The 20,058-nt window shown below is 70.0% G+C and carries 19 protein-coding genes and 1 tRNA gene; 11 read left to right on the top strand and 9 right to left on the bottom strand.

Features of this window, described 5'->3' with window-relative positions:
- Positions 1–410: 410 nt before the first annotated feature.
- The 4 genes from FFT09_RS02715 to FFT09_RS02700 all read left to right on the top strand — a co-directional run bounded on the left by FFT09_RS02715 (position 411) and on the right by FFT09_RS02700 (position 5,008).
- A complete protein-coding gene (locus FFT09_RS02715; protein WP_138381731.1) occupies positions 411–1,604 on the top strand; it encodes an aminotransferase class V-fold PLP-dependent enzyme in 1,194 nt (397 codons plus the stop codon).
- A gap of 59 nt (positions 1,605–1,663) precedes the next feature.
- Positions 1,664–3,121, top strand: coding sequence for an SDR family oxidoreductase (locus FFT09_RS02710; RefSeq protein WP_138381730.1), 1,458 nt, complete (start codon positions 1,664–1,666; stop codon positions 3,119–3,121).
- Positions 3,122–3,182: 61 nt separating this feature from the next.
- Complete coding sequence (locus tag FFT09_RS02705; protein WP_024874131.1) at positions 3,183–4,166, top strand: daunorubicin resistance protein DrrA family ABC transporter ATP-binding protein; 984 nt, start codon at positions 3,183–3,185, stop codon at positions 4,164–4,166.
- Positions 4,163–5,008, top strand: coding sequence for an ABC transporter permease (locus tag FFT09_RS02700; RefSeq protein ID WP_024874130.1), 846 nt, complete (start codon positions 4,163–4,165; stop codon positions 5,006–5,008). Before FFT09_RS02705 ends, FFT09_RS02700 begins: the two co-directional genes overlap by 4 nt.
- Positions 5,009–5,014: 6 nt before the next feature.
- On the opposite strand, the gene FFT09_RS02695 is transcribed toward FFT09_RS02700, so the two are convergent.
- Positions 5,015–6,337, bottom strand: a complete 1,323-nt coding sequence (locus FFT09_RS02695) for a M20/M25/M40 family metallo-hydrolase (RefSeq protein ID WP_138381729.1) — start codon at positions 6,335–6,337, stop codon at positions 5,015–5,017.
- A gap of 100 nt (positions 6,338–6,437) precedes the next feature.
- On the opposite strand from FFT09_RS02695, the gene FFT09_RS02690 reads away from it, so the two are divergent.
- The 5 genes from FFT09_RS02690 (at position 6,438) to FFT09_RS02670 (ending at position 11,444) form a co-directional block, all read left to right on the top strand.
- A tRNA-Leu gene (locus FFT09_RS02690) sits at positions 6,438–6,521 on the top strand.
- A 630-nt stretch (positions 6,522–7,151) separates the two neighbouring features.
- Positions 7,152–8,507 (top strand): hypothetical protein, encoded by a 1,356-nt coding sequence (locus tag FFT09_RS02685; RefSeq protein ID WP_081190595.1) that lies wholly within the window; start codon positions 7,152–7,154, stop codon positions 8,505–8,507.
- Positions 8,508–8,800: 293 nt separating this feature from the next.
- On the top strand, positions 8,801–9,019 hold the full coding sequence (locus FFT09_RS02680; protein ID WP_244231191.1) for a hypothetical protein: 219 nt from the start codon (positions 8,801–8,803) through the stop codon (positions 9,017–9,019).
- A gap of 662 nt (positions 9,020–9,681) precedes the next feature.
- Positions 9,682–10,605 (top strand): NHL repeat-containing protein, encoded by a 924-nt coding sequence (locus tag FFT09_RS02675; protein WP_138381728.1) that lies wholly within the window; start codon positions 9,682–9,684, stop codon positions 10,603–10,605.
- A gap of 656 nt (positions 10,606–11,261) precedes the next feature.
- Entirely contained in the window at positions 11,262–11,444 is a 183-nt protein-coding gene (locus FFT09_RS02670) for a hypothetical protein (RefSeq protein WP_208544342.1), read from the top strand.
- Between the two features lie 38 nt (positions 11,445–11,482).
- On the opposite strand, the gene FFT09_RS02665 is transcribed toward FFT09_RS02670, so the two are convergent.
- From FFT09_RS02665 to FFT09_RS02630, 8 genes are all read right to left on the bottom strand, one after another.
- On the bottom strand, positions 11,483–12,226 hold the full coding sequence (locus FFT09_RS02665; protein ID WP_024874117.1) for an ABC transporter permease: 744 nt from the start codon (positions 12,224–12,226) through the stop codon (positions 11,483–11,485).
- Positions 12,227–12,242: 16 nt separating this feature from the next.
- Positions 12,243–13,121, bottom strand: coding sequence for an ABC transporter ATP-binding protein (locus tag FFT09_RS02660; RefSeq protein WP_138381727.1), 879 nt, complete (start codon positions 13,119–13,121; stop codon positions 12,243–12,245).
- Positions 13,118–13,891 (bottom strand): SDR family NAD(P)-dependent oxidoreductase, encoded by a 774-nt coding sequence (locus tag FFT09_RS02655; protein WP_138381726.1) that lies wholly within the window; start codon positions 13,889–13,891, stop codon positions 13,118–13,120. The genes FFT09_RS02660 and FFT09_RS02655 overlap by 4 nt, the downstream gene beginning before the upstream one ends.
- A complete protein-coding gene (locus tag FFT09_RS02650; RefSeq protein ID WP_081190590.1) occupies positions 13,888–14,529 on the bottom strand; it encodes a TetR/AcrR family transcriptional regulator in 642 nt (213 codons plus the stop codon). The genes FFT09_RS02655 and FFT09_RS02650 overlap by 4 nt, the downstream gene beginning before the upstream one ends.
- A gap of 72 nt (positions 14,530–14,601) precedes the next feature.
- Complete coding sequence (locus tag FFT09_RS02645; protein WP_341868994.1) at positions 14,602–15,795, bottom strand: ABC transporter permease; 1,194 nt, start codon at positions 15,793–15,795, stop codon at positions 14,602–14,604.
- Positions 15,792–16,487: an ABC transporter ATP-binding protein gene (locus FFT09_RS02640; RefSeq protein WP_138381725.1), complete on the bottom strand. Its 696-nt coding sequence runs from the start codon at positions 16,485–16,487 to the stop codon at positions 15,792–15,794. Before FFT09_RS02640 ends, FFT09_RS02645 begins: the two co-directional genes overlap by 4 nt.
- On the bottom strand, positions 16,484–17,596 hold the full coding sequence (locus FFT09_RS02635; protein WP_138381724.1) for a peptidoglycan-binding protein: 1,113 nt from the start codon (positions 17,594–17,596) through the stop codon (positions 16,484–16,486). The genes FFT09_RS02640 and FFT09_RS02635 overlap by 4 nt, the downstream gene beginning before the upstream one ends.
- A complete protein-coding gene (locus FFT09_RS02630; RefSeq protein ID WP_138381723.1) occupies positions 17,596–18,069 on the bottom strand; it encodes a hypothetical protein in 474 nt (157 codons plus the stop codon). Before FFT09_RS02630 ends, FFT09_RS02635 begins: the two co-directional genes overlap by 1 nt.
- 159 nt (positions 18,070–18,228) lie before the next feature.
- Between FFT09_RS02630 and FFT09_RS02625 the strand changes: the two genes are divergently transcribed.
- Positions 18,229–18,888 carry a response regulator transcription factor gene (locus FFT09_RS02625; protein ID WP_138381722.1) on the top strand — a complete coding sequence of 220 codons (660 nt, stop codon included), beginning with the start codon at positions 18,229–18,231 and terminating at the stop codon, positions 18,886–18,888.
- A gap of 1 nt (position 18,889) precedes the next feature.
- The gene (locus FFT09_RS02620) at positions 18,890–20,032 is read left to right on the top strand and encodes a sensor histidine kinase (protein WP_138381721.1); all 1,143 of its coding nucleotides are present in this window, start codon (positions 18,890–18,892) and stop codon (positions 20,030–20,032) included.
- Positions 20,033–20,058: the final 26 nt, after the last annotated feature.

The following is a 20,058-nucleotide window of genomic DNA, read 5'->3' as shown; positions in this document are numbered from 1 at the left end:
AGGAATGCGCGCCGCAGTGGCGGGGAAGCGGGGAGTGTTCGTCTCGGATGGACATCGGATCGCGCCGCCGGCGCCCGACCGCGGTGTCCTGGTTCCGCGCGGGCTTTCCGTGGCACAGAACGAGTTCGGCGGACCCTATCGCACGCGCCGGACGCGGCGTCGGCCGCCCGGCCCGGTGTGGGGGAAGCCGGCTACCGGCCGAGGTGATTCCGTTGGCCGGAACGGGTGCATTGCGGTGCCGCCGATTTCGTGCGAACGCACTTCCGGAGTGCTCTTTTGGAATCGCGACCGCTGACCCGTTCGGGTCTGGTAATGAGCCGGTTCGGGTTGTGTCCTGCCGTTTTTCGTTTGGCCACCGGAGTAGGGTGGCCGGGGACGGCGGGCCCGTCCGGAGAGAAGGGGAGCGACGGTTGATCCACGACACCGACACCCGGGAGAAGGTCGGCCTGCTGCGGGCGGACACGCCTGCCAGTGCCGACCTCGTGCACTTCAACAACGCCGGAGCGGCCCTGCCGCCCGAGCCGGTGGTGGAGCGGATGATGCGGCACCTGCGGCGTGAGGCGGCCATCGGCGGCTACGAGGCCGCCGACGAGGCACACGACGAGATCGAGGCCTGCTACGCCGCGATCGCCGAGCTGGTGGGGGCCGGAGCCGACGAGATCGCGCTGACCGACAGCGCCACCCGCTCGTGGCTGTCGGTGTTCACGGCGTTGCCGTGGCGCGAGGGCGACCGCATCCTCACCGCCGCGCCGGAGTACTCCAGCAACATCATCGCGATGCGATCGGCCGCACGCGAGCGCGGGGTCACGGTCGAGGTCGTCCCCAGCACCCCCGACGGCGACATCGACCTCGACGCCCTCACGACGATGCTCGACGACCGCGTGCGGCTGGTCGCCGTCACCCACGCGCCCACCAACGGCGGTCTCGTGCAGCCGGTCGAGAAGATCGGCGCCGTCGTCGCGGACAGCCCCGCCCTCTACCTCGTCGACGCCTGCCAGAGCGCGGGGCAGATCCCGCTCGATCTCGCCGCCATCGGTGCGGACGCGCTCACGGCGACCGGTCGCAAGTACCTGCGTGCCCCACGGGGCACCGGTTTCCTCGCCGTCCGCCGTGGGGTGCTCGACCGGCTCACGCCCGCGCACCTGGACCTGCACTCCGCGTGGCTCGACGACGATCGCCTGCGGCTGCGCGGCGACGCCCGCCGGTTCGAGCTGTTCGAGCGTGGCGTGGCCGCCGTGCTCGGGCTCGGGCAGGCCGTGCGGTACTACCGCGACGTGGGGCCGAACTGGGCGCACGACTACCTCACCGCCCTGGCCGAGCACCTGCGCCGCACCCTCGACGACATCCCGGGCGTCACCGTCACCGACATCGGCGCACGCCGTTCGGGCATCGTGACGTTCCAGGCCGGCGGTGTGGCGGCGGGCGAGCTGGCGGCACGCCTCAAAGCGCGGGGATGCAACGTCTCCGTGTCGGCGGCGGCGTCGACGCCGTGGGACATGGAACAGCGCCGTCTCGACGCGCTCGTGCGCGCCTCGGTGCACTACTACAACACGCCCGACGAGGTCGCCCGCTTCGGCGCCGAGGTGGCGGCGGCCCTGCGGTAGGGCCGGGCGTGGACCACAGTGGACCCGGTAGAGATCGAGCGCCGCGGGTACCCGGACCCATGCGATGTGTGGTCTTCGGGGCGACGGGATATCTCGGCGGGCGGCTCATTCCCGAGCTGCTGGCCGCGGGACACGAGGTCAGGGCGGTGGCCAGGACTCCGGCGAAGCTGGCCGGAGTCGACTGGCGCGACCGCGTGGAGGTCGTGCGCGGCGACGTGACCGATCCCGGCAGCGTCGCCGAGGCACTGCGGGGCCAGGAAGTCGTCTACTACCTGGTGCATTCGCTGTCCCAGCGCGGGTTCGCCGAGATCGACCGCAGGGCCGCCCACGTGCTGGCCGACAGCGCGAAGGATGCCGGGGTCACGCGCATCGTCTATCTCGGCGGGATCACCCCGGAGGGGCAGCCGCTGTCGGAGCACCTCGCATCACGCTCCGAGGTCGGGCGCATCCTGCTCGACGGACCGGTGCCCACGGTCGAACTGCGGGCCGCGGTCGTCCTGGGCGCGGGCTCGGCCAGCTTCGAGATGCTGCGCTACCTCACGGAGCACCTGCCGGTGATGGTGACGCCCCGGTGGGCGCGAAACCGGATCCAGCCCATCGCCGTCAAGGACGTACTGCACTATCTCGTCGGTGCGGCCACGATCACCGGCGACGTCAACGCGTCGTTCGACATCGGCGGCCCGGACGTACTCACCTACCTGGACATGATGCGCCGCTACGCGGCCGTGGCGGGACTGCGCCGCCGCGTCATCCTGGTGGTGCCCGTGCTCACGCCGTGGTTGTCGGCGCAGTGGATCAACCTCGTCACACCCGTCCCGAAGACCATCGCGCTGCCGCTGATCGAGTCGCTGATCAGCGAGGTGGTGTGCCGCGACCACGCCATCGCCGAGTACGTCCCCGATCCCGAGGGCGGGCTCACCGGCTACGAGACGGCCATCGCCATGGCATTGGCGCGGGTCCGCCGCGCCGACGTGCCGACCCGGTGGTCCGACGCCACCCCGGGCAGCCCGTCCGACCCGATGCCGCTGGACCCCGTGTGGTCCGGCGGCTCGCTCTACGAGGACGTGCGCGAGAGCCGCACGCGCGCCGACCCGCAGGCGCTGTGGGAGGTCGTCGAGTCGATCGGCGGGGAGCGGGGCTGGTACTCGTTCCCGCTGGCGTGGTCGGTGCGGGGCTGGATTGACCGGCTCACCGGGGGAGTCGGCTTGCGGCGGGGAAGGCGGCATCCCCGGCACCTGCGGGTCGGTGAGGCGCTGGACTTCTGGCGCGTCGAGGCCGTCGAGCGTCCCCGGCTGTTGCGGCTGCGCGCGGAGATGCGGCTGCCCGGTAGGGCGTGGCTGGAGCTGTCCGTCGAGCCGGACGGCGACGGCGGCGCGATCTACCGGCAACGTGCGTTGTTCGCGCCGAAGGGACTCGCGGGACACGTCTACTGGAAGGCCATCGCCCCGTTCCACGCGGCGGTGTTCGGCGGGATGGCCCGCAACATCGCGGGCACGGCCGAACACGGCGATCGTTAGGTCAGTAACTCTGGCGAAAACCGTTGGCGGCACGGGACCCGTTGATGCGAGAGTCCTGCTCATGCTCAACGACGACGGGCACGCGATCGTCACTCGCGGACTGGTGAAGACGTTCGGTGCCCACCGTGCCGTCGACGGCGTCGATCTCGTGGTGCCGACCGGAACGGTCTACGGGTTGCTCGGTCCCAACGGCGCGGGCAAGACCACCACGGTGAGGATGCTCGCCACCCTGCTGCGCCCGGACGCCGGCACGGCAACCGTGCTCGGCCACGACGTGATCCGGCACCCGCGACGGGTGCGCGAGCGGGTCAGCCTCACCGGCCAGTACGCCTCGCTCGACGAGGAACTCACCGCGCGCGAGAACCTGATGCTGCTCGGCAGGCTGCTCGGCCACACAGCCCGCGCCGCGCGGCGCCGTGGGGACGCACTGCTGGAGACGTTCGCGCTGGCCGAGGCAGCCGATCGCCAGGTCGTGCATTTCTCCGGCGGGATGCGCCGCCGCCTCGACATCGCCGCGAGCCTCGTCGTCACCCCGGACGTGCTGTTTCTCGACGAACCGACCACCGGGCTCGATCCCCGCAGCCGCAACCAGATCTGGGACGTCGTGCGTGAGATCGTCGCGCAGGGCACCACGGTGTTGCTGACCACCCAGTACCTGGAGGAGGCCGACCGGCTCGCCGCCCGGGTCGCGGTCGTGGACCACGGCCGCGTGATCGCCGAGGGCACGCCGGGGGAACTGAAGGCGTCGCTCGGGGCGGGCTCCGTTCACGTCCGGCTCACCGAACCGGAACAGCGAGCCGAGGCGATGCGCGTGCTCGGCGAGGTGCTGGGCGTACCCGTGGAGGCCGGGGCCGACTCCGGCACGCTGACCGCGCGGCTGCGGGGTGGCGAGGCGTCCGGCGACCTCGCGCGCCGCGCCGCGCGTGCGCTCGCCACGCTCGCCGAAAGTGGCGTGGCTGTCGAGGACTTCGCGCTGGGACGGCCCAGCCTGGACGAGGTGTTCCTGTCACTGACCGACCGGACGAGCGAGGAGGTGCGGTCGTGACGATCACCCGGCCGGGCACGGAGGACATCCGGGACGACGGGCGCTCCGCGTTGCGCGACGTGCTCGCGGCGGGCACCAGACCCGCGCCGGCGCGCGCCGTCGCGGCGTCGCTGGCGTTCGGGTGGCGCGCTATGCTCAAGATCAAGCACGTGCCCGACCAGCTCATCGACGTGACGCTGTTCCCGGTGGTCATGACGCTGATGTTCACGTACCTGTTCGGTGGCGCGCTGGCGGGCTCCACCGACGAGTACCTGGACTACCTGCTCCCGGGGATCATGGTGATGAGCGTCGTCATGATCACCATGTATACCGGGATCAGCGTCAACACCGACATCGCCAAGGGCGTGTTCGACCGCATCCGCACCCTGCCGGTGTGGCGGCCGGCCGCGCTGGTGGGCGCGCTGCTCGGCGACGCCTTCCGCTACACCGCCGCGTCGGTGACGATGGTCGTCTTCGGGCTCGTGCTGGGCTTCCGGCCCGGCGGGGGAGTGCTCGGCGTCGCCGCGGGGATCGCGCTGCTGGTGGTCTTCGCGTTCGCGTTCTCGTGGATCTGGACGATGTTCGGCCTCTTGCTGCGCAGCGAGAAGTCGGTGACCGGAGTCAGCTCGATGGTCGTCTTCCCGCTGACCTTCCTGTCCAACGTGCTCGTCGATCCGGCGACCATGCCGGGCTGGCTGCAGGTGTTCGTGAACGTCAATCCCGTGAGCCACGCCGTCAGCGCGGTACGCGGCCTCGTCCACGGCACACCGGACCTGGCCGCGATTGGCGCGACCCTCGGCGCGGCGGCGGTGCTCACCGCGGTGTTCGGCACCGCCACCCTGCGCCTCTACAACCGTCGTTAGAGCCCTTCAGGAGTTGCGGAAGAACCGGTCGAGCACCCGCGTGCCGAACCGCAGTGCCTCCACGGGCACCCGTTCGTCGACCCCGTGGAACAACGCCGAGAAGTCCAGGTCCTCCGGCAGCTGCAGCGGCGCGAAACCGAAGTTGCGGATGCCGAGCTTGGAGAACGCCTTCGCGTCCGTGCCTCCGGAGAGCATGTAGGGCAGCGTGCGCGAGCCGGGGTCCTCGGCCACGACGGCGGCGCTCATGGCATCCACCAGCGCGCCGTCGAACGTCGTCTCGACGGGCGGCAGCTCCAGCCACTCCTTCTCGATGTCCGGGCCGAGGATCTCGTCCAGCTCCCGGTTGAACGCCTCGACGCGGCCGGGCAGGATGCGGCAGTCCACGGTCGCCTCGGCCACCGACGGGATCACGTTGGCCTTGTAGCCCGCCTTGAGCATGGTCGGGTTGGCCGTGTCGCGCAGCGTGGCCCCGATCATGCGGGAGATGTTGCCGAGCTTGGCCACCGAGCCCTCGAGGTCGTCCTCGGGGAAGTCCCAGCCGGTGATCTCGGTGACCCCGGCGAGGAACTCCCGCACCGAGTCGGTGAGCACCAGGGGGAAGCGGTGGTTGCCGAGCCGGGCCACGGCCTCCGACAACGTCGTGACCGCGTTGTCGCGGTGCAGCATCGAGCCGTGGCCCGCCGTGCCGCGCACCCGCAACGTCATCCAGCGGATGCCCTTCTCGGCCGTCTCGATGAGATACGCGCGCACGCCGTCGCGCAGCGTGATGGAGAAGCCGCCGACCTCGCTGACGGCCTCCGTGGCGCCCTCGAACAACTCCGGCCGGTTGTCGACCAGCCACTGCGCGCCGTACTGGCCGCCCGCCTCCTCGTCGGCCAGAAACGCGAAGATGATGTCCCGCGGTGGGACGATGCCGTGCCGCTTGTAGTGCCGCGCCAGCGCCAGCGACATGCCGAGCATGTCCTTCATGTCGACCGCGCCCCGGCCCCACACGTAACCGTCCTGGACCGCGCCCGAGAACGGGTGTACCGACCACTCGGAGGCGTCGGCGGGCACCACGTCGAGGTGGCCGTGGACCAGCAGCGCGCCCCGGCCCGGATCGGCACCAGCCAGCCGCGCGATCACGTTGTGCCGGTTCTTCCCGCCGGACTCCACGTAAGTGATCTCGTAGCCGACCTCGGTGAGCTTGCCCGCGACGTACTCCGCGGCCTCCCGCTCGCCGGTCAGCGTCGCCGGATCACCCGTGTTGGTGCTGTCGATCCGGATCAGTTCGCTCGTCAGCGTGACCGCCTCGTCGGCGGCCTCGTCGATCAGGTTCGGTTCGGTCACCGCACATTCCTATCATTCACGCAGGTGAGCTCGCTGCGGGCGCGCGGGCGCACCCCCTGTGCACGAGCCGGTGGGCGTCCGCTACTCTATTCACCAGCAAGTCCGAGTGGCGGAATGGCAGACGCGCTAGCTTGAGGTGCTAGTGCCCGTAAAGGGCGTGGGGGTTCAAGTCCCCCCTCGGACACTCTGTGTGTCTGATGAAAAACCGGTCGTCGTAGGCGGCCGGTTTTTGTTTCATCGCGAGTTCTCAGCCGTTGCGCCTGATACAGGTGGCTGAGTCCGGCTGGCTGACATCGACCAGGGTAGCCCCGACATCGCCGCTGTGGACCGATCATGGCGCGGTTCTCAGTGTCAGTGACTCTGGTGGTGGCCGGCGCATCCTCGATTCCGGTCCGCGCGGCAGCATGTTCGGCCCGTGCATACAGCTCGGTGACGCCGCAGCCGGGGTTCGACGAAAATTTTCGGCACCGACCGTCCCTCAGCCAGGCGGCGGGCGGTACTCCTACATGGGTCGGAGGTAGCAGCGGCACAAGACCCCGGCCAAGTCCGCGACAGTGCTCCTTGGCCTCCTAGCGTGTTGGTGCCCGCGTCAGCGCCGAGGTGGCAGTCGATCGAGCAGAGCCCTGAACCTATCGATCTTCTTGCGACCAGAGGATGGTCATCCGAAGCCCCAGCTGGTCAGTGGCATGACAGGGCTCTCGCCCCACATCACTCGTTACGCGGATGTGCACGTGTGATCAGGACCGTAATGTTGCACCTCGGTGTCGATCACGCAGTACCAAGTGCAGTGCGTCTCGTGGCCCATGGGAGAACCGTGTTGAAGCCGGCAGCAAACGTGCTGAAAGATCTCGCCCAATACTCGAACATCTCTCTTCGCTCTGATTCCAGCCTGGTTGGCGCCGTGGTCACCGCCGCAGCGCATGACGACGAACAACGCGCGAAGAAGCAAGCTGAAAAAGACACGAAAGACAAGGACGACAAGGACACCGCCTTACGACGGAAGCCCGGGCTAAAGCCTGTACCCGCGTGGGGAGGGCGATCCATCGAGATTACGCCGTGGGACGTGTTGCACGTGCTCGGCCGGGCCATCGCGCTGTCAAGGCGAGGAGCCGCACGTGGACTCGCCGAGCACTGGGGAGCGCTGAAGTACAGCCAGGCGCTGACCGGTGACACCAGATCCTTCATGAAGTTGTCCGCCGAGGGGAAGATGACGGCGGAGCATTACAAGAACCTCCAGTCGCGCGAGCTCGGCATCGGCTTCGCCCTGGTGGCAGCGCAGCGTGTCTTGACGCAGCGCTACCCGGACCGCGTCGTCTCGATCGTGCCCGCGGACACGACGCTGAGCGCCGGCTGGAGCGCACGAGGTACGTACCGTCCGCAGTACTTCGCCGAACTGTGGAAGCCGGGGGAGCCTTCCCTGGTACTCCCGATCGCCTGCAAGGGCAACCACAGCAACGCCGCGCGCTCCTACAGCCAACTCGCCTCCGCATCAGCTCATGTGGAGACAGTGCACATCGGGCCTTGGAACGAGACTCCCGTGTTCATCTTCAGCACCGAATTGCCGCCCGACGGCCATGTCACCGTCCACGCACTCTGCGCCCTCGGACGTGGCGGCTGGCTGAGCAGGCCGCACGCCGAGAGTGAAGGGCTGGACGTCAAGCTCAGCGATGAGAACTACTTCCCCGAAATACGACTGCCCACCGAGAGCGACAACCCCCCATCTTCGGTCACCGGATTTCACGTCACACCGGAGCGATACGAATGGTTCAGGCGGGTGATCGCTCGCACGGACGCCGCTGGACTGACAGCTTTCGCAGGCGACGGCGGAGCGACCACTCAGTACTTGACCGATCGCCAAGGGGCGAAAAACTTCACCGGATTCGCGCATGCGGCAGCCGGCAGCGTGCAAGATGTGGCCCACACACTCTTCGGCATCAGATTCACCGGCACTGACCATGTCTTCCGACTGAACGGGACCCGGGTTGAGGCCTTCTCCGGTGTAGCGGACGACCTGCTCCATCTCCTGGCCGAAGGACGGGTGGAGCAGTACCGCCGCGAGATCTACGAGCGCCGCTCCAGCTGGCCCAGCAATTCTTCGAACGTCTCGTGGAATGGCCCGGTGTCGGTCCACCCGGATGGAACCGTGCTCGCCATGCGTCTGCTCTCCTGACGTGACGATTCGACCGCCTGCGTTGCACGACCGCGGTTCGACCCAGCATGAGTTGCTCGCTGATTTGACACCGATCCGGATGCACAGCAGAAGGTAGAGCTGCCACAGGCCCCTGTCTCGTCAAAGGGTCTCAGGGTTGAACCGTGAGGGGACAGACCGGACAGTAAAGCCCTCCGACTTATCCGATGCCGGGAAGGCGAATCCGTGTGGTTATTAGTGTGCAACTCCCCCTCGGACACTCACAGTATTCAAACGAGAACCGGCTGATACCTAGACGGTCGGCTCTTCTCACCGTGGTCGATCCCCGCAACACGGCGTGGCTCCTGCCCGCGGTGTGGCGCGACGCGCGGCGTCGTGGACTGTCGCGGCGTGCGGCGTTGAAACAGGTCAATGCAGCGACCCAGGCTTGTGCGGTGCTCTGTGACGGCCTGGTCTTGGGATGCTCGGCCGAGCCGGAAGGGGCTGTGGCGGCGGTCGAGGCCGATATCGCCGGGCGCGACCGGTCCGGCTGAGCGGCCGGAGTCGCCGACGCCCGAACTCTCCGAGAACGAGGCCCGAGAGCAGTGGCTCGGCCGTTGATGTCGGCCCATGCGCTCCGGTGCGGCATGTCAAGGAAGGATCACCCGAATAGCCGCGTACCCCTTCGCGTGAACCGTTCTCCCTTTCCGGGACGCGGATCTCTAGTCTCACTGCGGCCGATGTTCTGGGTAGGGCGGACACACATGCCAGTGGCGCACGGTCGCCGTGACCTCGCCACCGGTGTGGTGTTCTTAGCCGCGATCGAGAAGGAGTGCCAGTGTCGATTCCGCGTCCCGAGGGCCTGCGGGTCCGGTTCACGTCCGGGTGGGCCTTTCTGTCGGTGCCGCCACGACCGGGGTGCACGACCGAGGTGCAGGAGTACGTCGACGGCGATTGGTCCCCGGCGGCAGTGCAGGGCGCTGAACACCTGGTCCACGTGTACGCCGCGTCCGCGATCAAGACCGAGTGGCGTGCTCGTTACGTCGCCCCCGATGAGGCCGGGCCCTGGACGACCGGCCGCGTCTGGTCACCGGACACGTTCGAGATCGACGGGGACGCCTCGCCGCGCCCGGCGCCACACCATCCCGCCGCACCGGCGACGGTGTGGACGATCAGGACCGCTACGCGCACCGCCGGAAGGCCGTGGGGCCTCGCTGTGGACGAGCACGGGAACTTCTACATCGCCGACGGGGATCAGCGCCAAGTGCAGCGGATCTCGTCGGACGGTGGCTCGGTCACAACCGTCGCGGGTACCGGGCGGATCGGGGACAGCGGTGACGGCGGGCCCGCGGTCGAAGCGCAGCTGCGGCACCCGACGACCGTCGCGCTGGACCGGCACGGGAACGTCTACATCACGGATTCGGACAGTTTCCGGGTGCGCAAGGTTTCGGCTGCCGACGGCAGAATCACGACGGTGGCCGGCACGGGCCGGGAAGGCGACAGCGGCGATGGGGGACCGGCGACCGAGGCGGACTTCCGATTGCCGAACTGTGTGGTGGTCGACGGCCACGACAACCTCTTCGTCACGGACCCGAGAAGCCATCGCGTGCGGAAGGTCTCGGCCACCGACAACACCATCACCACCGTGGCCGGCACGGGGCGGGAAGGCGACAGCGGCGACGGCGGGCCGGGCAGTGAAGCGGAGATCATGTATCCGAACAGCCTGGCGGTCGACGGGGACGGCAACCTCTACTTCGGCGACAACGGTACCCACCGGGTGCGGAAGGTGTCGGCCGCCGACAACACGATCACGACCGTCGCAGGCACGGGGGACAAGGGCGGGACCGGTGACGGCGGTCCCGCGAATCGTGCGACCTTGACCTTTCCGATCGGCCTCGCGGTGGACGGAAAGGGGAACCTCTATATCGCCGATTCCGACACCTGCCGGGTGCGCAAGGTCTCAGCTACTGACAACACCATCAGCACCATCGCCGCCAACGGTGCCGCGGGCGACGGAGAGGAATCGGGCCCCGCTACCGGGATTCCGCTGGATCCACGCGGCGTTGTTGCGGACGCCCACGGGAATCTGTTCGTCGCCGACTTCTGCGAGTACCGGGTACGCAAGGTCTCACCCCGTTGAGCAGGGACCCCTGACGTCGTGCTGGACCGCGGGCGGCGGCCGAGCACGAGAGGACCACGCCAGCAGCCCGTCGCGCCGGGGCCGGGATCATCGAAGAGATTCGTAGCGCTCCGGCGACGCGGCGACCTCGACAACTGCGTGCGGGAAACGCCGGACCCGATGGGCCTGCCAATGTGGGTCCGACCGGGGAGGCCGAACGGTCCGGATTGTCCGCACGGTCACCGCAGGCGCGCGAGATCGCCGAACCGCACTTCGTCTCGACCGCCGACTTCCGCCCTCGCCACCGGGGCACCGCTCGACGAGCGAGGACTGACGTGGCTGCGCTACTCCCTGACCGATCCCGACCCGGACTGCGCCGGGCGACAGCAGGCTGAGTGATTCGCCTCCGAGGTCGGCCTGCTCGGTATTGCCTACCTGTCCCTGTTGGCCACGATTGAGGAGACCCCGCCGGGAATGGGAAGCGACCGGGGTGAGTGAGCAGTGGTTTGCCCTCGCCCTCCGGGCTCCCGCAGGCGCCTGACTCGGAACCCGCGCGGGGCCCGGCCCGCTTCACCCGCGACTACAGCGCAGTTCCCCGCTCTCGTCCTGGAAGGTTCCCCCGGAGTGTCCGCGTCGAGTGTCGCCAGACGCACGACGGCTCGGGCGCATTTATTCCGGTGCCGGAGGTCCTGCCGGGTGCGCTCTCCACCATCGGCACGGCCACCCCCATGGGTGCGGCTCTTCAGTCCATTCGCGACTTGTGGGGCGGCACCTTTCCGGGCCTCGTCGAGCTGGCGCTCATGGCCGGTTACACCGTCGTGTTCGGCGCCATCGCCGCGCGTACCTTCCGCTGGGAGTGAACGGGTCGCGCGCGTCCACCCGGCGGGCGGGTCCGGCCTCAGTCGAAGCGGCGGACCTGATCGCGGCGGTAGCCCCAGACGGTGAGCCCGGCGAGGACCACGATCCACACCGCGAGCATCACCAGTGACAGCGCACCGCCGACGGACTCCCCGGTCAGCGCGACCAGCACCAGGTCGGTCGCGCCCCGGGTGGGGACGAAGGGCGCGATCTGCGCGATGATCTCCGGTGTGTCCGCCTCGTCGAAGAACATCCCGCCGGCCACCGCCAGCGGCAGGAAACCGATGCTGTTGGCGATGGCGGCCACCCGCATCGACAACAGGTAACCCATCGCCAGGCCCAGCAAGGTGAAGGTCACGACCGCGACCAGCAGCGCCCCCGACGCCAGCAGCACCCGCGGCGGCGGAGCCGAGGCGGCGGTGAACAGTCCGGCCACCAGCAGGATCGGGATGATCGCTGCGGCGACGACCACCAGCCCGACCAGCAGATATCCGAGGATCTGCGGCGTGATCCCGCCTGGGAGGGTGCGCAGGTAGCTACCCCAGGCGGACTCCCGTTGCGCAGCGATGGCGACGCTGAAGTGGCCGACGCAGGCCATGAGCACCCCGAAGACCACCAGGGTCGCGGTGGCGGAGGTGATCGCCACCGCGTCCTGTCCGATGAACGGCACGACGAAGAACACCATGACGCCGACCGGGACCAGCGCCACGGTCAGAAACATCGTGGGCGTCCGGATGTTCTCGGCGAGGTTTCGCCGGGTGTAGGTCATGGTCAAGGAGGACATTGATCGGCCTTTCGCCTCAGGTGGCCCGCCGATCGCCGGTGATCGCCAGGAAGGCGTCCTCCAGCGAGGCGGACTCGATCTCGATGTCGGTGAAGGACGCACCGGCGGTCACCAGCTCCCGGACCAGCGCGCTGGCGTCGTTGGTGAGCAGATGGGTGCGGTCGGCGTCTCGCTCGACCGAGGAAACCCCGACCAGCTCGGGCAGCACCGGGTCGGTCAGCGTGACCCGCTTGAGCCGGACCCGGCCGCGGATTTCGGCGATGCCGCCGTCGGCGATGATCCGGCCGCGGTCCATCACCGCGACCCGGTCGGCGAGCGCCTCCACCTCCTCGATGTAGTGGCTGGTCAGCAGGACGGCTCCGCCGTCGGCGTTGAAGGAACGGATGCCGTCCCACAGCGCCCGCCGGGCGTCCACGTCGAGACCGGTGGTGGGCTCGTCCAGGAACACCAGCCGGGGCCGCCCGGCGAAGGCCAGCGCGACCGCGACCCGCCGCTGCTGCCCGCCGGAGAGGCCGCCGGCCTGCCGGTCGGCCAGTGGGGCGAGGTCGAAGCGGTCGAGTAGTTCGGTGCGGTCCACCGGCTCGGGAAAGTGCGCCGACACGAAGTCCACCAGTTCGGCGACCCGCCAGGTCTCCGGGAGCCCGGTCTCCTGCGGCGTCACGCCGATCACGCGGCGGGTCGACTCGCTGCGCGGGTCGCCGCCGCACAGGTCGACCCTGCCGGCATCAGGCCGCACCACGCCGGTCATCACGTTGATCAGCGTGGACTTCCCCGCGCCGTTGGGGCCCAGCAATCCGACCACCTGCCCGGCGGCGATCTCCAGGGACACGCCGTCCAGCGCGATCGTGCCGTTGTAGCGGCGGGTGAGGTCGAGTGCGCGGGCGAGGACGGTCATGAGGTGGCCTCCGGGATCTGCCGGTTCGGGTCGGACATGATCGACGGCAGTTCGGGGAAGGCAACAGGTTCCGGGTCGCCGTGCGGCACCACCGGCCACGCCTGTCCGGTCCCGCCGTGTGCCAGCACCAGTTCCGCGACCTCGGCGACCCGCTCGGGCGAGAGCACCGCCACTCCCATGTCGGTGATGTAGGGGATCGCTTCTCCCAGGATCGGGGTGTCGATGAAGGTGGGGCACAGCGCGTTGACGGTGATGCCCTGCTCGGCGACGAGCGGCGCGACGGAGCGGACCAGTCCGGTCACGGCGTGCTTGGTGGCCGCGTAGAGCGGGTTGGTCGGGCTCTCGCTCAGGCCCGCCAGGCTGGAGGTCGCGAGAATCGCGCCGGAGCCCCGTTCGGTGAACACCTCCAGTGCGGCGTGCAGCCCGTAGACCACCCCGTCGAGGTTGACCGAGACCAGGTCGCGGTAGTGCTCGGGCCGGAAATCCTCGAGGAAGCTGCCCTGTTCGCCGATTCCGGCGTTCAGCACGGCGATGTCGAGGTCGCCGAAGTGCTCGGTCGCGGTTCGGACGACGGCACGGTTGTCGGCCGGCCGGGTCACGTCGGTGTGGACGAAGGCTCCGCCGATCTCCCGGGCGAGTGCCTCCCCGGCCGGGTCGACGTCGGCGATGACGACGTCGGCTCCGCTGGACGCGAAGCGGCGGGCGATGGCCGCACCGATCCCGCCGGACCCGCCGGTCACGAGTGCGACTTTGCCGTCGAGGTGGCTCATGTCTGCTCCGGGGTGGACGGGACCGGCCGGGTGGCGAGGTCGAGGGCGGTGGTGATCTCGCGCAGGTGACAGTCGATGTCGAGGTCCGGATCGCGGGACAACGCGGTGGGAACGGCGTCGATCACGCCGCGCACGATCCGGGCCATGACGGTGACGTCGAAGTCCCGGAATTCGCCGCTGGCCTGCCCCGCCTCGAAGAGTTGTTCGAGTGGTTCCCGTAGTTGCCGGTCGAACGCGTCCGGGTCGGCCTCGGGCAGGTCGGCCAGGCCGCCGCTGGTGAGGATCTCGACGAGCGCGACCATCCGGGCAGGGTGGGCGCGCATGTACTCCAGGTTCGAGCGGATGTAGGCGCGCAGTTCGCCGGCGTAGGTGGTCTCGGCGTCGATCATGGGTGTCATGAAGGCCGCTACGTCGGTGTAGACGGTGGTGACGACCTGGGCGATCAGTTCGGACTTCCCCGCGAAGTGGTACGAGATCAGCCCACGGCTGATTCCCGCCCGGGCGCCGATCCGGCCCATCGACGCCCGGTGGTAACCGACCTCGGCGATGGTCTCGACGGCGGCGGTCACGATCTGAGCGCGCCGCGCCTCTTCGATGAAGGAGCGCGACTGGCCGTCGTGCTCAGTGTTTGGCAGCATGGCCAAAATTTAGCACGACGTGTCAGTAGGCGGCGAGTGTGGCCCGCGAGGACCCGCCGCGCGTCGAGCCGGCTAGGAGTTCAACGCCGCTGTGGGCGGGGTTCTCGCGGCCCGCAGCGCCGGGTAGAAGCCCGCGATCGCGCCGATGACGACGGTCGCCGCGAGCCCCGCCGCGGGGGCGATCAGGGGCAGCGCGAACGGCCAGTCGTTGCCGAACGCCAGCACACCGGTCACGGCCGCGCCGATGCCGCATCCCGCCACGCCGCCGAGGGCGGACAGCAGCAGGGCCTCGGTGAGGAACTGCGCGAGGATGTGCGCGCGCGTGCCACCGAGCGCGCGCCGCAGCCCGATCTCGCGCCGCCGTTCGAGCGCGGCGATGACCATGGTGTTCGCGACCCCGATTCCCCCGACGAGCAACGCCACCGACCCGACCGCCACGAGCAGGCCGGTGAACGCCCGGTCGGCCGCGTGCCGCGCTTGGAGCGCGTCGGACGGCCGGGATATCTCGACCTGCTCGGGGTGCTCGGGCGAGATCGTCGGGGCGAGCCGGGACCGCACCTGCGGCACCGTGCCGTCCGCCGAGCGCTCGTAGACGGTCGTGGGTCGGCCGTCGAAGCCGAGCACGTCGCCCGCGACGGGTTCCCCGACGAGTGCCGCACTGTCCAGCTCGGGTGCGAGTGCGACCGGGTCGAGGACGCCCACCACGGTGAAGAAACGCCCACCGAGCCAGATCCGCGTGCCGGGGGTGGCGACCCCGAGGCGTTCGGCGGTGCTGTGCCCGAGCACGACCGTCGGGTAGGTGGAGGTCGCCGCGTTGAGCCAGTCACCGGAACGCAGCGTGCCCGACACGACGTCGAGCAGGGCCGGGTGCGCCGCCATCGCGGTGATCCCGCCCCTCGCGTCCGGATCGGACAGCGGGCTCCGGTAGACCGGGGCCTCCAGTGCGGCGGTGCTGCTCGCCGACTCGACGCCGTCCACCATGCCGACCCTGGCCACGGCGTCGGCAGGCAGCGTCGTCTCCTCGCCCAGCAGATCCCGGCCCGCGGTCGCGGTCAGGAGGTTGGTGCCGAGCCGGGCGAGCTCGTCGTTCAGGCGGGCCTGGCTCGACGACGAGATCCCGAGGACCGCGATCATGGCGGCGATGCCGATGGCGATGCCGAGCGCGGACAGGACCGCGCGAGCGGGCCGCGCGCGCAGCCCGGCCATCCCGAGCCGGAGCACGTCGCGGCCGAGAAGGCGGGACGGTGTGGTGGTCCGTGTGCTCACGTGGCAGCACCATCCCTCGTGGCGGAGTCGCTCGTCACCCGGCCGTCGCGCACGGTGATCCGGCGGGGTATCCGTTCGGCGAGTTCGCGGTCGTGGGTGATGACCACGACCGTCGTGCCCTGCCGGTTCAGCTCGCCCAGCAGCTCGACGATCCGCTCGCCCGAGACCGAGTCGAGGTTGCCCGTCGGCTCGTCGGCGAGCAGCAGCGGCGGGTCCCCGATGACGGCCCGCGCGACGGCGACCCGCTGGCGCTCACCGCCGGACAGCTCGTGCGGGCGGTGTGCCACGCGGTGGCCGAGCCCGACGCGCTCGAGTGCGGCGGCCGCGCGACGCTGCCGTTGCGCGCGCGGCACGCCCGCGTAGAGGAGCCCGTCGGCCACGGTGTCGAGCGCGCTCGTGCCCTCGGCGAGGTGGAACTGCTGGAACACGAAGCCGATCCGGTGTGCGCGCAGGGCGGAGCGCTCGCGGTCGCCGAGGCCGTCGACGTCGACCCCGTCGACGCGCACGGTGCCCGCGGTGGGGCGGTCGAGCGTGCCGATGAGGTTCAGCAGCGTGGACTTGCCGGACCCGCTGGGCCCGACGACGGCGGCGAACTCGCCTGCCTCCAGTGTCAGCGACACCCCGTCGCACGCGAGCACGGGCGGCTCGCCGTAGGAGCGGCGGACGTCGGTGAGCGAGACGATCTCGGTCATCGGCTCGGCACCACCACTCGCTGACCGGCACGGACGCCGTTGCCGGAGATTTCGACGCGGCCACCGGCGAACAGCCCGGTGGTGACGGGAATCCGCCGCGTCCTGCCGTCGGGGTCGACGACCTCGACCCCGAACCGGCGCGCGTCCAGGGCAAGCAGGGCGCCGACCGGCACGGAGAGCACGTCCTCGCGCTGTTCGCTCGGGATGTCGACGGTCACCGACGCCTCCTGGAACGACTCGGTCACGGCCGGGTCGGCCAGTGTGATCACGACGGGAACGACCGTCTCTCCACCGCCACCCGGCGAATCCCGCTCGGTCGGTGTCCCCACCGACGAGATCGTGCCCTCCGTCTCGGTGCCGTCGGGAAGGCGCAGGTGAACTTCCGTGTCCGGGACCGCGTGCCGCTGGTCCGCGAGCCGCAGATCGACGTCGACGACCTGGGTGGTGCCGGTCGTCTCGAACAGGCTCGCGCCCGGTCCGACACGATCGCCGACCTGAGCCGTGAGACTGCCGATCCGCAGGTCTTCGCCCGCGAACACGACGGAGCCCAGTGGCAGGCGCCCGGTGGGGTCGAGTCCGTTGTCCCGTTGCCATGCCACGACGGCGTTCGCGGTGGCCCAGGTGAACCGCTTGCCGGGTTCGCCGTCGAAGAGGCCGAGCTCGCGCAGGCTTTCCTCCAGCGCCCGCACATCCGGCCCGTCGTCCATGCCGATCGCGAACTCCCGCCAGGCGGGCACCTTGCCGCGCAACAGGAACACGGGCACGTTGTCGACGGCGTAGAGCCGGTCACCGAGCCGCACGGCCGAGCCGGGCGCGGGCAGCTCGGTGAGAATGCCGCCGCCCGCCGACGTGATCGTGCGCCCGCCCGCGAAACGCAGCGTGCCCGACGCGGTCGTGCTGCCCGTGAGGTCACCCCGCACGATCTCGTCCGTCGCCCCCCGGTACGCGCCCGCGCCGGGACCGCCCTCGTCGGACTCCGTCGTGACGGCGGCGGTGATGCCGAGCCCCGTTCCGGTGGCGACCGCGACGGCTCCCGCCGTCACACCGATCAGGACCCGGCGGCGAGAGTGCCGTGTGCGGTGCCGGACGCCGGACTGCTCACCGGCCATCAGGGGCGCCCGTCTGCTTGCGCGCACTCCGCCAGGACGTCCGCGGGCGCGTCCGGCACCGCCTCGCTCGCCTGACCGGGCTTGGGGTCGGCGACCTCGATGCCGTGCTCACGGAAGCACTCGGCGGCCTCGAGCTGCAGTTCGTAGCGCTCGTCCTCGGACAGCGGGGGGCCGCCGTCCGGTGCGGGGGGCGCACCCAGCTCCTCCCGGCAGGTTTCCATGGCCTTGCGCATCGCGTCCGAGTCACCGCCCCGGAGCTTGATGCCGTCCTCGCCGGGGTCGGGCATGTCGACGCCCTGGTCGCGCACGCACTCGGCGAGGTCGAGCTGGTACTGCTCGAACGACTGCGACGGTGCCTGTGAGCCGGACGGCCCACTCTCACCCGCCACGTCGCCGGACCCGCCGCCACAGCCACTCAGCACGGCGACGAGCACCGCAGCCGTGGACACGAGGAACTTTCCCTGCCTATTCACGATCTGGACCATCCTTTCCGGTGCCGGCCGGATGCCGGGCACACCGGAAAGTCGACCACCCGGGGTGTTACGGGCATCGTCGACACGATCTTTATGGTGTGAGAACAACCGCGGTGGTTGGCTGCGGCGACGGGAATCCCTTCGGCGAGGAGTTTGTGCATGCGGGTGCTGATCGTCGAGGACGAGCCGTATCTCGCCGACGCGATCCGCGCCGGGCTTCGCCGGGCGAGTATGGCCGCCGACGTCGTGTACGACGGCGAGGCCGCGCTGGAGCACATCGGCGTGAACGACTACGAGGTCGTGCTGCTCGACCGGGACCTGCCCGGAATTCACGGCGACGAGGTGTGCAGGCGGATCGCGGCCGAGCACCCTCGGCTGCGGGTGCTGATGCTGACGGCCGCGGGTTCGCTGTGGGAGCGGGTGTCCGGTTTCGAGGTGGGCGCCGATGACTACCTGCCGAAGCCGTTCGAGATGCCGGAACTCGTCGCGCGGCTGCGGGCACTCGAGCGACGTGCGCAGCCCGCGCGCCCGCCCGTGCTCGACTCCCACGGCGTGCGGCTGGACCCCTTCCGCCGCGAGGTCTACCGCGACGGCAGCTCCGTGCGGCTGAGCCCGAAGGAGTTCGCGGTGCTCCAGGTGCTCATGAAGGCCGAGGGTGGAGTGCTGAGTGCGGAGCAGATCCTCGAACAGGCGTGGGACGCCAACGCCGATCCGTTCACCAACTCGCCCCGCGTCACGATCTCCAATCTGCGCAGGCATCTCGGCGAACCACAAGTGATCCAGACGGTACCCGGTGCGGGCTACCGGTTCGGGCCGTGACATGCGGGGCAGGAAAGCCCGGAGGCTGCCGATCCGCACGAGGCTGGCACTGAGCTACGCGGGCATGGTCACCGGTTCGGTGGCCGTGTTCATCGGAATCGTCTACCTCTTCATGCGGTTCGTTCCGCCCTTCCAGATCGCCGAGACGCTCGGAGCGCCGCACCCGTCGGAGAACTTCGAGCAGGGGAGAACGGCGGGTGTCGCGATCCAGCGCACCGACTTCCTCCAGCACTTCCTTGTCGTCTCCACGATCGCGCTGGTCGTGCTCGCCGTCCTCGGTGGCGTCGTCGGGTGGATCGTCGCGGGGCGCATCATCAAGCCACTCGCCGCGATCAACGTCGCCGCGACCAGGGCCGCCACCGGAAATCTCGACCATCGCATCGGGCTCGGCGGTCCGCGCGACGAGGTCCGCGATCTCGCGGACACGGTGGACCGCATGCTCGGTTCCCTCGAACGCTCGTTCGCGATCCACCGCCGGTTCGCCGCGAACGCCTCCCACGAGTTGCGTACCCCGCTGGCGACGACGCAGGCGATGATCGACGTCGCCCTCGACGACCCGGACACCGCGCTTCCCGAGTTCCGCGCCCTGGCCGGGCGCGTGCGGGAGATGAACCGCTCGAACATCGAGACGGTCAGTGCGCTGCTCGACCTCGCCGACGCCGACCGGGGCGTGCGCGTGCGCGAACCGGTGGATCTGGCCGACGCCGCCCGGGTGGTGCTGCGCGACCAGGCCGCCGAGGCGAGCGCCGCGGAAGTCGACCTGCGCGCGCCGAGCGGCGCGGCGGTCGCGTACGGCGATCCGGTGCTGCTCAGGCAGGCACTGTCGAACCTCGTGCGCAACGCCGTGCGGCACAATCACCCGGGCGGGCACGCGCTGGTGCGGCTGGCGGTGGTACACGGGGTGGCGCGCGTGACCGTGGTGAACACGGGACCGGCGGTGCCCGCTGCCTCCGTCGACTCCCTCGTCGAGCCCTTCGTGCGCGGGAGCGGCCGGGTCCGGAAGCCGGGCTCGGGACACGGGCTCGGGCTGGCCATCGTGTCGGCCATCGCCACCGCACACGACGGCGCACTGCGATTGCAGGCCAATCCGGACGGTGGGCTCACCGTGCATCTCGATCTGCCGTGCCCCGGCGGACAAACCTGAACGTTTCCGCAACATCACCCGCCTTA

This window comes from Saccharomonospora piscinae, from assembly GCF_005862235.1.
GTDB lineage: Bacteria > Actinomycetota > Actinomycetes > Mycobacteriales > Pseudonocardiaceae > Saccharomonospora > Saccharomonospora piscinae.
This window is presented reverse-complemented; position numbering and strand designations above follow the sequence as displayed.